Origin of the sequence: Cohnella sp. AR92 (assembly GCF_003990975.1) — a bacterium.
Lineage (GTDB): Bacteria > Bacillota > Bacilli > Paenibacillales > Paenibacillaceae > Cohnella.
Genome location: NZ_RZJR01000022.1, coordinates 1 through 14836, shown reverse-complemented (window position 1 = coordinate 14836; position 14836 = coordinate 1). Strand labels below are relative to the sequence as shown.

The 14836-nt window shown below is 57.5% G+C and carries 15 protein-coding genes; 2 read left to right on the top strand and 13 right to left on the bottom strand.

Annotation, left to right across the window (positions count from 1 at the left end; genetic code table 11):
- Nucleotides 1–7: 7 nt before the first annotated feature.
- Nucleotides 8–724: an ATP-binding cassette domain-containing protein gene (locus ELR57_RS25825; protein WP_126962472.1), complete on the top strand. Its 717-nt coding sequence runs from the start codon at nt 8–10 to the stop codon at nt 722–724.
- Here ELR57_RS25825 and ELR57_RS25820 read toward each other — a convergent pair.
- The 8 genes from ELR57_RS25820 to ELR57_RS25785 form a co-directional block, all read right to left on the bottom strand.
- The gene (locus ELR57_RS25820) at nt 721–1542 is read right to left on the bottom strand and encodes an ABC transporter permease (RefSeq protein WP_126962470.1); all 822 of its coding nucleotides are present in this window, start codon (nt 1540–1542) and stop codon (nt 721–723) included. The two genes, ELR57_RS25825 and ELR57_RS25820, sit on opposite strands and share 4 nt — an antisense overlap.
- Nucleotides 1539–2570 carry an ATP-binding cassette domain-containing protein gene (locus ELR57_RS25815; RefSeq protein WP_126962468.1) on the bottom strand — a complete coding sequence of 344 codons (1032 nt, stop codon included), beginning with the start codon at nt 2568–2570 and terminating at the stop codon, nt 1539–1541. Before ELR57_RS25815 ends, ELR57_RS25820 begins: the two co-directional genes overlap by 4 nt.
- Nucleotides 2571–2708: 138 nt before the next feature.
- Nucleotides 2709–4037: an LLM class flavin-dependent oxidoreductase gene (locus ELR57_RS25810; RefSeq protein WP_126962466.1), complete on the bottom strand. Its 1329-nt coding sequence runs from the start codon at nt 4035–4037 to the stop codon at nt 2709–2711.
- A gap of 207 nt (nt 4038–4244) precedes the next feature.
- Nucleotides 4245–4703, bottom strand: a complete 459-nt coding sequence (locus tag ELR57_RS25805) for a DinB family protein (RefSeq protein ID WP_126962464.1) — start codon at nt 4701–4703, stop codon at nt 4245–4247.
- Nucleotides 4704–4775: 72 nt separating this feature from the next.
- Nucleotides 4776–5012 carry a DUF6953 family protein gene (locus tag ELR57_RS25800; protein WP_126962462.1) on the bottom strand — a complete coding sequence of 79 codons (237 nt, stop codon included), beginning with the start codon at nt 5010–5012 and terminating at the stop codon, nt 4776–4778.
- A 22-nt stretch (nt 5013–5034) separates the two neighbouring features.
- A complete protein-coding gene (locus tag ELR57_RS25795; RefSeq protein ID WP_126962460.1) occupies nt 5035–5541 on the bottom strand; it encodes a hypothetical protein in 507 nt (168 codons plus the stop codon).
- Nucleotides 5542–5642: 101 nt separating this feature from the next.
- The gene (locus tag ELR57_RS25790) at nt 5643–6731 is read right to left on the bottom strand and encodes a stalk domain-containing protein (protein WP_126962459.1); all 1089 of its coding nucleotides are present in this window, start codon (nt 6729–6731) and stop codon (nt 5643–5645) included.
- Between the two features lie 153 nt (nt 6732–6884).
- Nucleotides 6885–7964, bottom strand: coding sequence for an NAD(P)-dependent alcohol dehydrogenase (locus ELR57_RS25785; RefSeq protein ID WP_126962457.1), 1080 nt, complete (start codon nt 7962–7964; stop codon nt 6885–6887).
- Nucleotides 7965–8137: 173 nt separating this feature from the next.
- Here ELR57_RS25785 and ELR57_RS25780 point away from each other — a divergent pair, with 173 nt between their 5' ends.
- Nucleotides 8138–9328 (top strand): TetR/AcrR family transcriptional regulator, encoded by a 1191-nt coding sequence (locus ELR57_RS25780; RefSeq protein ID WP_126962455.1) that lies wholly within the window; start codon nt 8138–8140, stop codon nt 9326–9328.
- 154 nt (nt 9329–9482) lie between these two features.
- On the opposite strand, the gene ELR57_RS25775 is transcribed toward ELR57_RS25780, so the two are convergent.
- From ELR57_RS25775 to ELR57_RS25755, 5 genes are all read right to left on the bottom strand, one after another.
- Entirely contained in the window at nt 9483–9965 is a 483-nt protein-coding gene (locus ELR57_RS25775; protein WP_126962453.1) for a hypothetical protein, read from the bottom strand.
- Between the two features lie 87 nt (nt 9966–10052).
- On the bottom strand, nt 10053–12302 hold the full coding sequence (locus ELR57_RS25770) for an FAD-dependent oxidoreductase (RefSeq protein WP_126962451.1): 2250 nt from the start codon (nt 12300–12302) through the stop codon (nt 10053–10055).
- Nucleotides 12303–12307: 5 nt separating this feature from the next.
- The gene (locus ELR57_RS25765) at nt 12308–13153 is read right to left on the bottom strand and encodes a carbohydrate ABC transporter permease (RefSeq protein WP_238162696.1); all 846 of its coding nucleotides are present in this window, start codon (nt 13151–13153) and stop codon (nt 12308–12310) included.
- Nucleotides 13154–13181: 28 nt separating this feature from the next.
- Nucleotides 13182–14063 (bottom strand): carbohydrate ABC transporter permease, encoded by an 882-nt coding sequence (locus ELR57_RS25760; RefSeq protein ID WP_126962449.1) that lies wholly within the window; start codon nt 14061–14063, stop codon nt 13182–13184.
- Between the two features lie 430 nt (nt 14064–14493).
- Nucleotides 14494–14836: IS3 family transposase (locus tag ELR57_RS25755; RefSeq protein ID WP_148125563.1), on the bottom strand; the 343-nt coding region annotated here is incomplete at its 5' end.

The window sequence follows — 14836 nt, the reverse complement described above, 5'->3', positions numbered from 1 at the left end:
CCCGCTCATGATCGAACTCAAATATGTGGATAAGCGTTACCCCGCGAGCCCATCCAAGCTTTACGTCAACGAGCTGACGATTCCCACGGGAGAGATCGTCGGCATTCTGGGCGAGAACGGCAGCGGCAAGACCACCCTGCTCAAGACGATCATGGGGATCGGAGAAATCCAGGGCGGAGAGGTGTGGATCGACGGAAAACCCGCGACGGAGCAGTACGATCGCATGGCGTTCTTAACGGAAGAGGGAAGCTTCCTTCCGAACCTGAGCCCGATGCAATACGGACGCTGGCTGGAGGAATTCTTCCCTCGGTTCGATCGTGCTTATTACGACCAACTGATTGACGATTATGAGCTGCCCGCCACCCGAAAAATTCGGACGTTCTCGCGGGGGCAGAAGCTGCAGCTCGAGATCTGCGCCGGCCTGGCGAAGAAGGCCGATTACCTGATCCTCGACGAACCTTTCGTCGGCAAAGATATATTCGTCCGGCAAGAATCCTTGAAGCGGCTGATCTCCAGCCTGAACGGCCATGAGACCGTTCTGCTCACGACCCATCTGATCGACGAGATCGAGAACGTCATCGACCGCGCGGTTATTCTCGATAAGGGAGTCATTGGCGCGGACGTCTACCTGGACGACATCCGGGAGCAGGGGAAGAGCTTGAAGGAACTCATGGCGGAGGTCCGCCAAGCCCGCCCCAAGATCCGCATGTCCTGGCCTAATTAGGTTCTGCGCATATAAGCCTTAACGGTGAGCGGCGCGAAGACCGCCACGATGACCGCGGCTCCGATAAGCGAGATCACGAGATCGCTGCCGGCCGTTCCCGAATTCGTCAGATCGCGGACCGCCGTGATCAGATGGGAGATCGGATTGATCTTCGCGAACCACTTCAGCCAATCCGGCAGCGTATCGACCGGCACGAACGCGTTGGAGAGGAACGTCAGCGGGAAGAGGATGAGCATCGAGATCCCTTGCACGCTGGATGCCGTCCGGGCGATGACCCCGAAGAAGGCGAAGATCCAGCTCAAAGCCCAAGAGCAGGCGATGACGAGCAGTCCTGCCAAGACAACGTAACCGAAGCCGCCGTCCGGACGGTATCCCATGATATAGCCCATTGCGAAGGTCAGAGTCGTGGCGATCGCGTAGCGGATCGTATCGGCCAGCAGCGCCCCCGCCAACGGGGCGATCCGCGCGATCGGCAGCGACTTGAAGCGATCGAACACGCCCTTGTCCATGTCCTCTCTTAGTTGGACGCCCGTTACGACCGAAGTGGTGATGACGGTCTGTACCAGAATTCCCGGAATGATGACCGGAAGGTAAGATGCAACGTCCCCCGAGATCGCCCCGCCGAAAATATAAGTGAACATCAAGGTGAAAATGATCGGTTGCAGAGTAACGTCGAATAGCTGCTCCGGAGTGCGCCGGATCTTCAGCAGCCCCCGGTACGCCATCGTCAAGGAATTCCGTATGGTTTGGCCCAGGCTCGTGCGGTTCTTCAGCTTGCGCCCGGTCGTTGCAGTCACAGTCGTGGTTCCCGTGCTCATCCTACTGCCTCCTTCTTCTTATCCGATCCTTTTGTCTCCGCCTCATCTTCCGCCGGTAAGCCATGGCCCGTAATCGTCAGGAATACTTCGTCAAGGGTCGGCTTCTGCACGCTCATCTCGGTCAGATGGATCCCCGCTTCGCGAAGCGCGATGAGCAGGTCGGTCACGCGATCGGCGTCATCCATCGGAGCCGTGAGCTTGCTCGCTTCCGCATTGACGCTGGTCGGCACCTGAAGCACTCGCTCCACGATCTGGCGAGCCTTCTCGATGTCCTGCGAATTCTCGGGCCTTAGATGCAGCGAGGAAGTGCCGACGGATGCCTTGAGCTCATCCGCGGTGCCTTCCGCCACGACGCGGCCGCGGTCGATAACCGCGATCCGGTCGGCAAGCTGGTCGGCTTCGTCGAGGTATTGCGTCGTCAGAAGCACGGTCGAACCGGTCTTCACCAAGCGGCGAATCGTGTCCCACATCTGATTCCGCGTGCGCGGATCGAGCCCCGTCGTCGGCTCGTCAAGGAAGATCAGCGGCGGCTGCGCGATCAGGCTGGCCGCGAGGTCTAGCCGGCGCCTCATCCCGCCGGAGAAGTTCTTCAGCGGCCGCTTCGCCGCTTCCGTCAGGCCGAATTCCTCCAGCAGCTCGGCGGCCTTGCGCTTCGCTTCCGCGCGTCCCAAGCCGAGCAAGCGGGAGAAGATGATCAGGTTCTCCGTCGCGCTCAGCGACTCGTCGACCGAAGCGTACTGACCGGTCACGCCGATCAACTGACGGACGATCTGCGACTCCTTCGTCACGTCGTGGCCGAAGATCTTGGCCGATCCCCCGTCCGGCTTCAGCAAGGTGGCGAGCATGCGGATCGTCGTCGTTTTGCCCGCTCCGTTCGGCCCCAGCACCCCATAGATCGTTCCTGCGCGAACCTTCAGGTCCACGCCGTCTACCGCCCGATTGTCTCCGAAGATCTTCACCAGGCCGTTGGCTTCGACCGCCCATTCTCCTTGGGACTTCGCCCCATGGCGGTTAAACTCGTTTATCATGAACGTTTCCCTCCCGTTTCTCTCTCGCTAACCGGTTATGGATGAATCTTAATGGGGGATTATTAACTGAATATGAACCTTAACAAAAAAAGACAGGCGAGTTCGCCGGATGCGAATCTCGTCCTGTCTTGCCTCTTCTCATAAAGAAACGGGCTTCTTGGAATAGCGGTTGATCGGGAAGCTAAGGCCCAGATGGCCGCGCAGCGTGTCTTGCTCGTACTCGGTGCGGTAAAGTCCGCGTTCTTGCAGAATCGGGATGACATGCTCCACGAAGTCGTTCAGCCCGTTCGGGACGTTCGAGCCGATAATGAACCCGTCGGCCGCTCCCGCTTCGAACCACTCCTGGATACGGTCGGCGACCTGCTCGGGCGTCCCGATGAAGTCGCCGCGTGGCGTCGCGGACTGGAGCGCCGCTTGGCGAAGCGTCAGGTTCCGCTCCTTCGCCCGAGCCTTGATCCGGTCCGTCGTGCTGCGGAAGCCGTTCGAGCCGAGATCGCCGAGCTCCGGGAACGGCTCATCCAGCGGATACTGGGAGAAGTCGTGGTGGTCGAAGAACCGGCCCAGATATTGCAGGGCATCTTCGATGGAGCCAAGGGACGCCGTCTCTTCATACTTGCGTTCCGCCTCTTCCGCGGTCCGGCCGACGATCGGGCCGATTCCCGGGAAGATCAGAATGCTGTCCGGCGAACGGCCGTATTCCGCCGCGCGCCGCTTCACGTCGTCATAGAACTGCTTCGCCTCCTCCAGCGTCTCATGCCCGGTGAAGACGGCGTCCGCCGTCTTCGCCGCCAGGTTCTTCCCGGAATCCGAAGAACCGGCCTGGAACACGATAGGATGCCCCTGCTTAGAGCGCGCGATGTTCAGCGGACCCTGCACGGAGAAATGCTTGCCCTTGTGGTCAAGCCGATGAAGCTTCTCCGGATCGAAGAATACCCCGCTCTCTTTGTCGCGAACGAAAGCATCGTCCTCCCACGAATCCCACAAGCCCCTCACAACCTCGAGGTGCTCTTCCGCGATCTCGTAACGGGTCGAGTGATCCGGGTGCGCCCCTTTGTTGAAGTTGGACGCCGCCCCTTCGCCCGGAGACGTGACGACGTTCCAGCCCGCGCGGCCTCCGCTGATATGATCCAAGGAAGCGAATTGTCTCGCTACAGTGAAAGGTTCGCTGTAGGAGGTGGACAGCGTGCCGACCAGCCCGATCTTGGAGGTGACCGCCGCCAGAGAAGAGAGAAGCGTGACCGGTTCGAACCGATTCAGGAAGTGAGGAATCGCCTTCTCATTAATGAATAGGCCGTCGGCGATAAAGATAAAGTCGAACTTCCCTTCCTCCGCCTTGAGGGCCTGCCTTTGATAATAGCCGATGTTGATGCTTGCATCCGATTGAATGCCGGGATGCCGCCATGCCGATACGCTGGAGCCTACCCCGTGAATGGTCGCTCCCAATCTCAGCTTCCGTTTCTCAGCCATGCCAACCGCTCCTCATCTCTTTTTTCAACTTCGGCCCTAATACCGTGTATTTAACTAGGATTTAACTGTAATAGTAAAAGAAGCTCCTTCCTTTGTGTTATAGAGAAGTTCTATGGAACGATTCAAAAGTCCGAATAACAACAAAACTCCCTCATCGTCTTTAAACGATGAGGGAGTTTGGATGAAGAGTTCTGCCTAATGCTGCGATTAGCCGCGGCTCACGAAGAACGGCAGCTTCTCGATTCCAAGCAGGCGCAGGTAAACGAATAGCTGGCCTTTGTGATGGATCTCATGATCCTTGGCATTCTGAAGCAGCACGCTGCCAGGCATGGAGCGGCCATGGAAGTCGACGGCCTTCTCCAATTGCTCCACCGCGATCGAACGAAGAACCGCTTCGGTCGCCTTGGTCGATTCGGCGATAATCGCCCGAAGCTCTTCCGCCGTCGAGAACTCCTTCGGCGGTTGACCCGGGGTGAAGGTTCCGTTCTTCACGGTCGCCGCGAACATGTCCATGGCTCCGACAATATGCAGCGCCTGCTGCGAGAGCGACATCGCTTGCTCCCATGGCTTGTAGCCGAGCTGTTCGGTCTTCACTTCCTCCAGCATCTGAAGCAGGACTTTGCGGTGGCTGAGCCACTCTCCGATAAACGCGTCTGTGTTCTTCATGTATGTATCTCCTTTATGTTTAGCAGATTAGCCGGCTATTCCGCCGCAGACCCCGTCCATTATACCATCAACCTAGGTCCAGCCCCAGAAGAACCCGTCCCGGTCCCAGGCGATCCGGCCGCGATGGAGCTTGCGGAACGCCTTCTTCACTTCCTTCTCGAGGGACAGGTTGCCCGCCTCGTTAACGAATACGAATTGCTCGCCGAAGTTAGCCTTCACATAGACGATGGCCTCCTCCTGGCGGAGCATTCCGCGCTCGCGAATCTCGTTCACCATCCACTCCGCCACTTGCTGCGCGGTTGCTTCCATTAGCGTATCCCTCCTTGAAGCCTCAGGCGCGGGCGAAGCCTTCTTCCTTCAGGTACTCGGCCGCTTCCCGATAAGTTTCGAATACGGCGTCGAGGTTAAGGCCCGAATAGACGTACCACATGCCGCCGATATCCTCGTCCTCCAGCTTCAGCTCCAGCGTCTGCTTTTGCTCGTTGATCCAGCGCTCTTCCTTGGAAGGCTTGGCCGGCTGGTCCGCCTTGGCTGCCGGCTCGGCTAACCCGCTAGCGTCCGCCAGGGATGCGATCGCCTTCGCGATCACCTCGCGGAACTGCTCCGCGGTGAAGTCCCGGATGCCGAGCATTCCCTTCTCGTCCGCGACGCCGTCGTATTCCCGAAGCCGTCCCGCGTAGACGTATCCTCCGCCATTCGGATGCAGACGGTAGACCACCGTTTTTTTCTCATATAAGCTGCCTTCAAAATGGTAATTCACGCGCCCCATCGACACGTTCCTGCGCTCAAGCTCCGGGAACGAATCCGCGATGGCGAGCTTCTCTTCGAAACTTAGCATGCCTGTCCTCCATTGATCCATTATTCTCCGTTGCCGTCATTATAACACAAAGCGAGCGGACAACCCGAAGGTTATCCGCCCGCTCCCGGAACTGCCGCGAATTATTCGAAGGACTTCAGTGGAATGACGAATTCCTGCATGCCGTACGCATAAGGCAGGTATTCATATTGCTCGAAGAAGACGACGAGGCCGTTGTGGTTCAGATAGAAGGGGCGATCGGCCTTGATCCCGTCGAACGGCGTCAGAAGGCTCTGATCCAGCTTCCTTGCCATCAGTTGGGCATTGATCGCCTTATTGATGATCGATACGGCATTCGGATTCTGCTTGGTGACCTCCCGGAGGGTCAACAGGTTCCCGGTGCTCAGATCGAAGGTATACGGCACTCTCGCCGTACCGCCATGGGCGCCGCCCGTATATTCGTAGTAATCCACGTAGAGGCTGAGCCGTCCTTGCTCATTGTAGCTTACCGTGTAATTCCCGGTGAGTTGGACTTGCCATTCGCCGGTATCGCTAGCCATCTCGAGCAGGCCCTTCTTGCCGTCCGCCGCGCGGGTCTCGGCCTCTTGCTTCAGGTAATCGTTGATCTTCTGCTGGGCTTCCTTATTCGTCAGACCCGACAGGACCGGATAGTTCACTTCCAGATCGAGCTTCTTCTTCGGATCGCCGTACGCGATCTTGCCGTTATTGATAACGACGGAATTCTCCGCGATCTTCGAGATCTCGATCGCTTTCGATCGGGAGTCATAGACGATCTCGTAGCCCATTCGTTCCAGGAGGAACCGAAGCGGCAGATACGTCGAATTGTTGCTTACGATCGGAGGCAGCCCGTAGATATGCTGTCCGTTCAGCTCCAGTTCGCCCGACTCCAGTCCGAGAACGAGCTCCCTTCCGTTGCCGGCGATCGTAACCGTCTTGGCTTGCTTGTTCCAATCCGTCTTGAGTCCCAGCTTGTCGTTCAGCAAACGCAGGCCGACATAGGTCGTGTCGTAAGAATTGAGAACGGAGATGGAAGTGGCGGCCCCGCCGATCTTGAACGATTGGTTAATCGTCTTATAGGACGTATCCGCGGATGCGTGTCCCAAAGCGCCGAGCCATAAGGATGCCGAGAGAGTCAGGCCTAAGGCGAATGGAATCACCCGTTTGGCCGCGCGCTTCTTGTTCGTAAGATTTTCTCTGATGTTAGCTTGCATCTTCCTGCATCTCCCTGGATTATGGCGTGTTTTCAGATTAGACGAGAGACGGGGCGGGGCGGTTGCAAGGGATACAAAAGAGCTGATCGAACCGCCATGAGGCAGCCGACCAGCTCTCTGTCGTTAATGAGATATAATAGTGAAGTGGAGCAATCAGCCCATCTTGATGATCGGCTTGACCGTTACGCCCGACTTGGAGTCGGCGAACGCTTCGTTGATCCGGCTGAACTCATAGAACTTAACCAGCTTGTCGAACGGGAAGCGTCCTTGCTTGTAGTACTCGATCAATTGCGGGATGAACAATTGCGGAACCGCGTCACCTTCGATGCCGGAGACGACGCGCTTGCCCAGGGAGAACGTCTGGGACTTGGACAGGTCCGGCGCGCTTACGACGAATGCAGCCGTGCCGAGCGGCTTCAGGGCTTCTACCGCTTGGGAGAGGATGAATGGGATGCCTGTCGTGTCCAACGTGTAGTTGACGCCGTAGCCGGTCAGCTTGCGGATCTCTTCGACCGCGTCCATCTCCTTGGTGTTGATCACGTGAGTCGCGCCCAGCTCTTTGGCCAGCTCAAGACGGCTATCCACGATGTCGAGAACGATAATCTTGGAGCAGCCGATGATGTTCGCGGCCATGACGGCGCTAAGGCCGACACCGCCGGCTCCGAAAATCGCGATCGTCTCGCCGAACTTCGGCTGCAGCGTGTTGAACACAGTGCCACTGCCCGTCTGAATGCCGCAGCCCAGAGGTCCGAGCAACGCGAGGTCGACATCCTTGTCCACCTTAACGACGCTTCTCTCGCTTGCGATGGCGTAAGTCGCGAACGACGATTGGCCGAAGAAGTTGCTCAGGCGCTCGCCATGCTGATGCAGCGGGGATTCGCCGTCCGCCATGACGCCAGCGAAGTTAAGCTTCATAAAGTCGAGGCAGTATGCCGGCATGCCGCTCAGGCAATTCTCGCAATGTCCGCAGGATGCGAAGGACAGAACGACATGGTCTCCAGGCGCGACCGTCGTCACGTTCGAGCCGACCTTCTCGACGATGCCCGATCCTTCGTGGCCGAGCACGGCCGGGAACGGAACCATCGACAGGTCGCGCGCCGTCGCGTCGGTATGGCAGACGCCGGACGCCACGATTCGGACAAGAACCTCGTTTGCTTTCGGCTCCTTGATCTCGATCTCTTCGAGTTCGAACGGCGACGTCGAGTCGCGAGTGATAGCTGCTTGAATCTTCATATTATCCGTCTCCTTCAAGGTTTGATGGTTGTCAATTTTGCAAGTTTGACTGACTCCGATTTATAGTATAGAGACTAGGAATATCGAAGCAGTAACCATATGGCAAAACAGTGTACGATAGCGTACATTAGGCCCGATTGTGTCAACGACGTGACATTGCGAGGTGAATTCCGTTGGATGTCGAGTCCCCTTACCGAGACCGTTCCGCGCAGCGGAAACTCAAAGAATCGCTATTGTCGGTTATCTCGACAGGCGGTTACGATCATACAACCATTACGGATATTACCAAGCAGGCTCAATTGAGCCGTACCGCCTTCTATAACAACTACCATAACAAAGAGGAATTGCTTCAGGATCTCGTCGAGGATATCCAAGAAGGCTACGTGCAATCGATACGGGACTCCTTCGGCAAGAATAGAACGGTCGACTTCGCGGTATTTCCTTCGATGAAGCCCGTGTTTCGATTCGTTGCCGAGCATTCCCCTTTCTTCGATTATCTATGGAGTGGGAACGCGAGCACGAAGATGCTCCTCGGCTTCTATGATTTCTTCGTGCAGATGTACAAAACGGAGCTGAACTTCACTCCCATTACCCCTAGCGGAGATATCAATATGGAGGATACGGCCGAATATCTTGCCCTTGCCGCCATTTCCTTGATCGGCTACTGGGTGAGAAGCGGGTACGAATACTCCGTCGAAGAGATCGACGAGCAGCTTCAGCGGCTGCATAAGGAGAAAAGAGCAGGGTGGTACTTTCTCGATCCGGAGTGGACGAAGAGCGTTTGGAGCGAACGGGCGGAGTGCCTCCCCGAGGATCGGCGGATTGTCCGAACCCGAGACTCCATCCATGCCGCTTACCTAAGCCTGGTGAAGGATGACGTTCCGGAAGAAGCGATCACGGTCAAGAGTATCGCCGACCGGGCGAACATTCGCCGCGCTACCTTCTATGCGCATTATAAGGACAAACAGCAGTTGATCGAGCGAATGGTCGACGACTTCGGAGACCAAATCCTCCCGCAGCTGTCCGTCTCTCCCCATCAAGGGGAACGCGGCTGCATGGAAGCCTGCGACCGCCTGTTCGCCGCCATCGATGCCAATCAAGCGTTCCTGCGGGCTCTTCGCCACCCCGGCATCCGCCAACTGTTTTTCGTCCGACTGAGTCGCTTGCTGATGGACTTCTATCGACAATCGCAAGTCGCCATCTCGTTCGATCGCGAGCTCTACGTGCAATACGTGTCCGGGGTTATGTTGGAACTGATCAGCAGTCGGGCCGGAGCCCTCATCGATGTTACTCCGTTCCGGCTTACGGCGGACAAGGTCATACATCTTATTAATCAGAAGGAGTATCGGCTCACCGTCATCTGAGACAAACGACGGACCAGCCGCTTCTCCTATAAAGTCCTGAACGCTCGCCGACATAATGGTGGAACGCAGTAAGGCTTAAGGCATCCAATCTTCAAAAAAACCGGCGTTTCATGGGCAGCCATGAGAAACGCCGGTTTAAGCTGGTTAGTCGCATCTATAGGCAAGCGTTAAGCTGATCCCCGTTCGGAGTTCTAACGAACGGCGCGATGCGAGCCAGCCGAGCGAGAAATCGTTCGCGATAGGCAGGGTCTTGCTGCAACAGAACTCTTACCCCTTCATTAAGATGGCCCTCTGCGCGGGTGAACGCTTCGAAGAACAGCAGCAGCATAAAGCTCAGTTCATCGTTGAGGAAAGCCGCTTCGATCTCCCATAGGTCCGCTCGCAGCAGCAGGTCGCCCCCGCTCTCGCAGCCTTGGTAGAAATCAGGAAAGACCGGCTTGGCGAGAAGCAGAAACTGGTCCATTTTCATCTTCAGATCCGTCCGCTGCTCCCGACTGGCCCCTTGCATCAGCTGGTTCGCGGCTTGCCAATCTCGGGCTAGGACGCTGCGGCAGCTCCTGCAGATAGAAATCAGGCGCCCGCCCCAAGGGGACAGCGCCTTATACCGGCCGCATCTCATGCAATGGTCGCGGTTCACCCGATGTCCTCGCCCTCTGAGAAAACGTTTATTTCCCCCAATCGTATCACCATTCAGCGAATCCGCATAGGACAAAATACCTGATTCTTAAGAATAAACCCGAACCTCAACCACCTCCGCGCAAGCTGCGCCGTTCGTCTCCTCGACGACAATGCGCACGGCATCTGCTCTCATGGACGTGTCCAGAACGTGCCGAACGGTGCGGCGGCGATTGGCCTTCGCGGAAGCAATCGATTGCCACTCCCCTGCCAAACGGGCTTCCACGCGATACGTCTTCGCCAGCTCCGGAATGATCTCGAACGGCGTACGGTGATGATGCAGGTTGATCAGGTCCTCGTTGACGTCGTCGTTCCATGTCACCCGCAGCTCGCGTAGCGGAATCTCCCTCTCCCAGCTCAGCTCCAGCCACGGCTCGCCTGCTTGCGCGATCGGCTCGGAGACCCACAATTGCGGACCGCCATACGGCCGCTTATAACCGCCGACGGCTTTGGCCGGTTCGTAGGCCTTTGTCGGAGAAGAGACCCGGAAGCAGAACGGCTTGCGCACCAGCTTCTTCATGCTCCAAGCGACGACCGGCTGGCTGTCGTCTTTATCCTCCAGATCCTTAACCGCGTTAAGAACGGCTTTGTTCTCGAACGCCAACACTCCGGTGAACGGCTCCTCCGACTGATAGAGCCTCACCTGATCGTTCGCCCTTACGATGACGAACGCATTCTGCGGCTTCTCGGGCTTCCAGCCAAGATCGAAGGCGACCCATTGATTCGTCCCCGCCGGGATCGCCGCGGTTGCGCCGGTCACCTTCGAATGCGGCACGTAGTTCTCCGGCTTCCCCGTCTCCCACAGCTCGACGGTCAACACGGTTGCCGAAGCCGCGTCCACTAGCAGCTCCAACCCGTTCAGCTCCGGATCGACCGGGAAAAGAACGGCCGCATCCTGTTCGAGCGGATACGAAGGGCTTCCGTTCTCGACCGCGATTCGCGTTCTGGTCGAGGAAGCCCGCAGCCTCGCTTGCCGCGCCAGATCCTTCTCATCCTCGTTGCGAATGCCGACGATCGAAGCGTCCTGCTTCAGCATCGTCTGCTGCAAGAGGTCGAGCTTTCGCTCGTAGACCTGCCGCGGCGTCATGCTCAGCTCCGAGCAGATCGCCGCCGCCGTGCCCGCCGCTTCGCCCATGACAGCGCAGGTCGCCATGACCCGCGTCGTTCCGAACGCCACGTGCGTAGCGCTCACGTTCCGGCCGGCGAACAGCAGGTTCGAGACGTTCGCCGAATAGAGCGACCGGTACGGAATATGATAGATGCCGTCCGCATGCATGTGCTTAGAACCGCTCTCGGCCGCGTACATCCCTTGAGGCGGATGGAGGTCGATCGACCAGCCGCCGAAGCCGATGCGGTCGCGGAACGGGTTCTGCCCGATAATGTCGTTCTGGTTCAGCACGTAATCCCCGACGAAGCGTCTGTACTCTCTTTTGCCGGGGATCGAACCGACCCACTCCAGCGTCATCGTCTCCGCTTCGAACTGGCCCGAGTTCTTGATGTAATCCCAGATTCCGTAGATGACGGACCACAGCTCGTCGCGGATGCGCTCGTTGTCATGAACGGTGTCCAGCTCGCCGCCCCACTCGATCCACCAATAATGGCAGCCGGAGTCGCCGCTGCGGATGACCCGCTTGATCGGAATCGGGGTCTGCGCAATGTCCTTCGCGAAGCTCGGAGGAACGAACTTGACCGGCCTGCCGGCATCCTGCGTGTAGAAGAGCAAGGTGCTGCCGAGCGTGATGTCGTCCGGCACTTCCGGCGCCCATTCCTCGCCGTACTCGCCGGCCGCTTCCCGCCCCAGCCGATACTTCGCTCCCGCGAGGAAGCCGATCAGCCCGTCGCCCGTGCAATCGAGGAAGATCGGGCTCTCATACCGGATTCGCCGCTCCGAGCCCATCATCCAGCCCGTGACCGAGAGAATGCGGCGATCCTCCTCGCCGCCCTCCGCTTCCACCTCGTGCACGTCGGTGTTGAGGAACAGCCGAATGTTCGGCTCCGCGCGCACCGTCTCCATCACGACCAGATCCCAGAGATAAGGATTGCCCTCCGGATTGCGGAACTGGTTCTCGACGAACATCTCGCCCATAATGCCCGTCTCCCGGGCGTATCGGTTCGTGCCGTGAGCGGTGGCCCCGCACACCCATACCCGGACCTCGCTGCTCGAGTTGCCCCCGAGCACGGGCCGATTGGTCACGAGCGCCACCTTCCGTCCGAGCCGCGCCGCCGCTACGGCCGCGCAGACGCCGGACAAGCCTCCTCCGACGACCGTGATGTCGGATGGTATCGTTTCGGTACGCATTGGAATCACCCTTTGACCGCGGAATTGGTTAAGCCTTGAATGATGAAGCGCTGGCCGAGCACGAAGACGAGAATCATCGGAACGATGCCCGCGGAAGCGGCCGCCATCATGCCGTTATAGTCGACCATGTTCTCGAGAATGAAGTTCTGCAGGCCGAGCGGCACCGTGTACAGCTTCTCGTCGATCAGGAAGACGAGGGCGTTCTCGTAGTCGTTCCACTGCCAGGAGAAGTCGATGATGGCCAGAGTCGCGAGAGCGGGCTTCGCGAGCGGGAGAATCAACCGGAGGAAAATCCGGAAGTGTCCCGCTCCGTCGATAAACGCCGACTCGGAGATCTCATGCGGAACCGTCATGAAAAATTGGCGCATCATGAACACGCCGAAGATCGTGAACAAGCCCGGAAGAATAAGCGCCAGGTGCGTGTTGTAGATGCCGGCCCATTCGAACATGATGAACTTGGGCACGAACAGCACTTGAGGCGGAATCATCATCATGGACAGGTAGATCATGAACAGGGCGTTGCGCCCCTTGAATTCGATTCGCGAGAACCCGTAAGCGGCGAAGGCGGAGATGAAGGTCGCCCCTACCGTTCCGATAATCGAGATTTTGAGCGAGTTGAGGTAATACGTTCCGAAGCTCTTCGTCCCCGTCCACACCTTGACGTGGTGATCCCAGGTCGGATGGGCGGGAAGCCACTTGATCGGGTATTGGAACACTTCCGTCGGCGTCTTGAGGGACGTCGTCAGCATCCAGATAAAGGGGATGACCATGATGACCGCGAGCGCCAGCATGACCAGCGTGACCAGCATCCTCTTCGGCACATCCATGTTCATTCGTCGTTTAAGCTCCATGCGGGGTTCCTCCTTTCGTCGCGGCGTTTTAATAGTGAACCCACTTTTTCTGTCCGATCCATTGCACCGCCGTAATGATCAGAATGATCGCGAACAGCGCCCACGAGATCGTCGATGCGTACCCCATATCGTAATAACGGAAAGCGTTCTGGTAGACGTACAAGGACAGGATCGTCGTGCTGTTGCCAGGTCCGCCCTGGGTGATCGCCTGAATGATGCCGAACGTCTTGATCGTCATGATCAGGCCGGTCACGAGCAGCAGGAAGGTGGTCGGGCTGACCAGCGGCCAGATGATCTTGCGAAGGACTTGTCCCCTGCGAGCCCCGTCGATCTTCGCCGCTTCCATCAGCTCCGGAGACACCTCTTGGAGCGCCGCCAGGTAGATGATCATGTTGTAGCCGAGCATGAACCATACCCAGATGATATCGATGGCGTACATCGAGGAAGTCGTCGTCGACAGCCAGCCCGGAGGGTTGTCGATGCCGATGCTTCTCAGCAAACCGTTGATCGGTCCCTGCTTCGGCTGGAACAAGAGCATCCAGACGAACGCGACCGCGACGCCGCTGGTGATATAAGGCATGAAGTAGAGCCCTCTAAGCAGCTTTTTCAGATAGATTTTCTCGTTCAGGATGACCGCGACCAGGAAGCCGAGAGCGACCGATACCGGTACGGCAAGCAGGAAAAGCACCGTATTCTTCAGGGACTTGTAGAACAGCTCGTCGTGCAGCAGCCGCTTGATGTTATCGAAACCGACGAAATCCACGTTCGGACTCATGAACTTGTAATTCGTGAACATCAGGCCGAACGAGTATGCCGCCGGGATCAAGAAGAAGACTAGAATGCCAAGCATGCTCGGTCCGATGAACACGTATCCCAGCAGGCGCTGTCTCCTCATCCAGTTGTTTCTCATAAACGCTTCATCCTCGCTTCTTCATGGGATACGTCAAGTCTATCAACTGGACCGTGTTCCAATAAGGAACAAATCCATCGACTTCATGCTACAAATCCATGTAAAAAAAGCCGCCCGGACGGCGGCATTCGAGGAGAATGCATCAAATCGTTCTATTGCGACCAGGTCTGTTTGCGCCCCTGCTCTTCCGCACCTCACCGTTGGCCTGCCCCCGCCTGCCTCTCCGCTACTATCTTGCCGCTCCCCTTACGCCGCCTCTCCCTTTCGCTCAGGTCCCGCCCCCTTACGCCGCCTCTCCCTTTCGCTCAGGAGCCCAGTTGGTTGGAGGCATAAGCGGCGAATGCACTGTACGGCCGTTAGTCGATTTTCTCGACTATCTCCCTCGCATCCCGGCGCTTTATGTACCTCTGTCAAGAAAGTGGACACAACTTTACGCTCCCTGGAGTTGCTCGTAGTACTTTTTCTCGCAAGCATGTGGAGTTAAGTAGCTAATGGTCGAGTGGATGCGAATGCGGTTGTACTCTAACTCGATGTACTCGTAAATGGCATCATAGGCTTGTTTACGAGTTCTAAATTTGGTTTGGTAAATGAGCTCTTTCTTTATCACACTATGAAATGCCTCAATACAGGCATTGTCATAGCAATTCCCTTTTCGGCTCATGCTGCCTATCATGTTGTTTTTCGTTAACCGTTCCCGGTACTCTGCTGAGGCATACTGAGAGCCGCGATCCGAAGGGTGGATAAGGCCTGCAGCTGGCTTTTGACGCTCACAG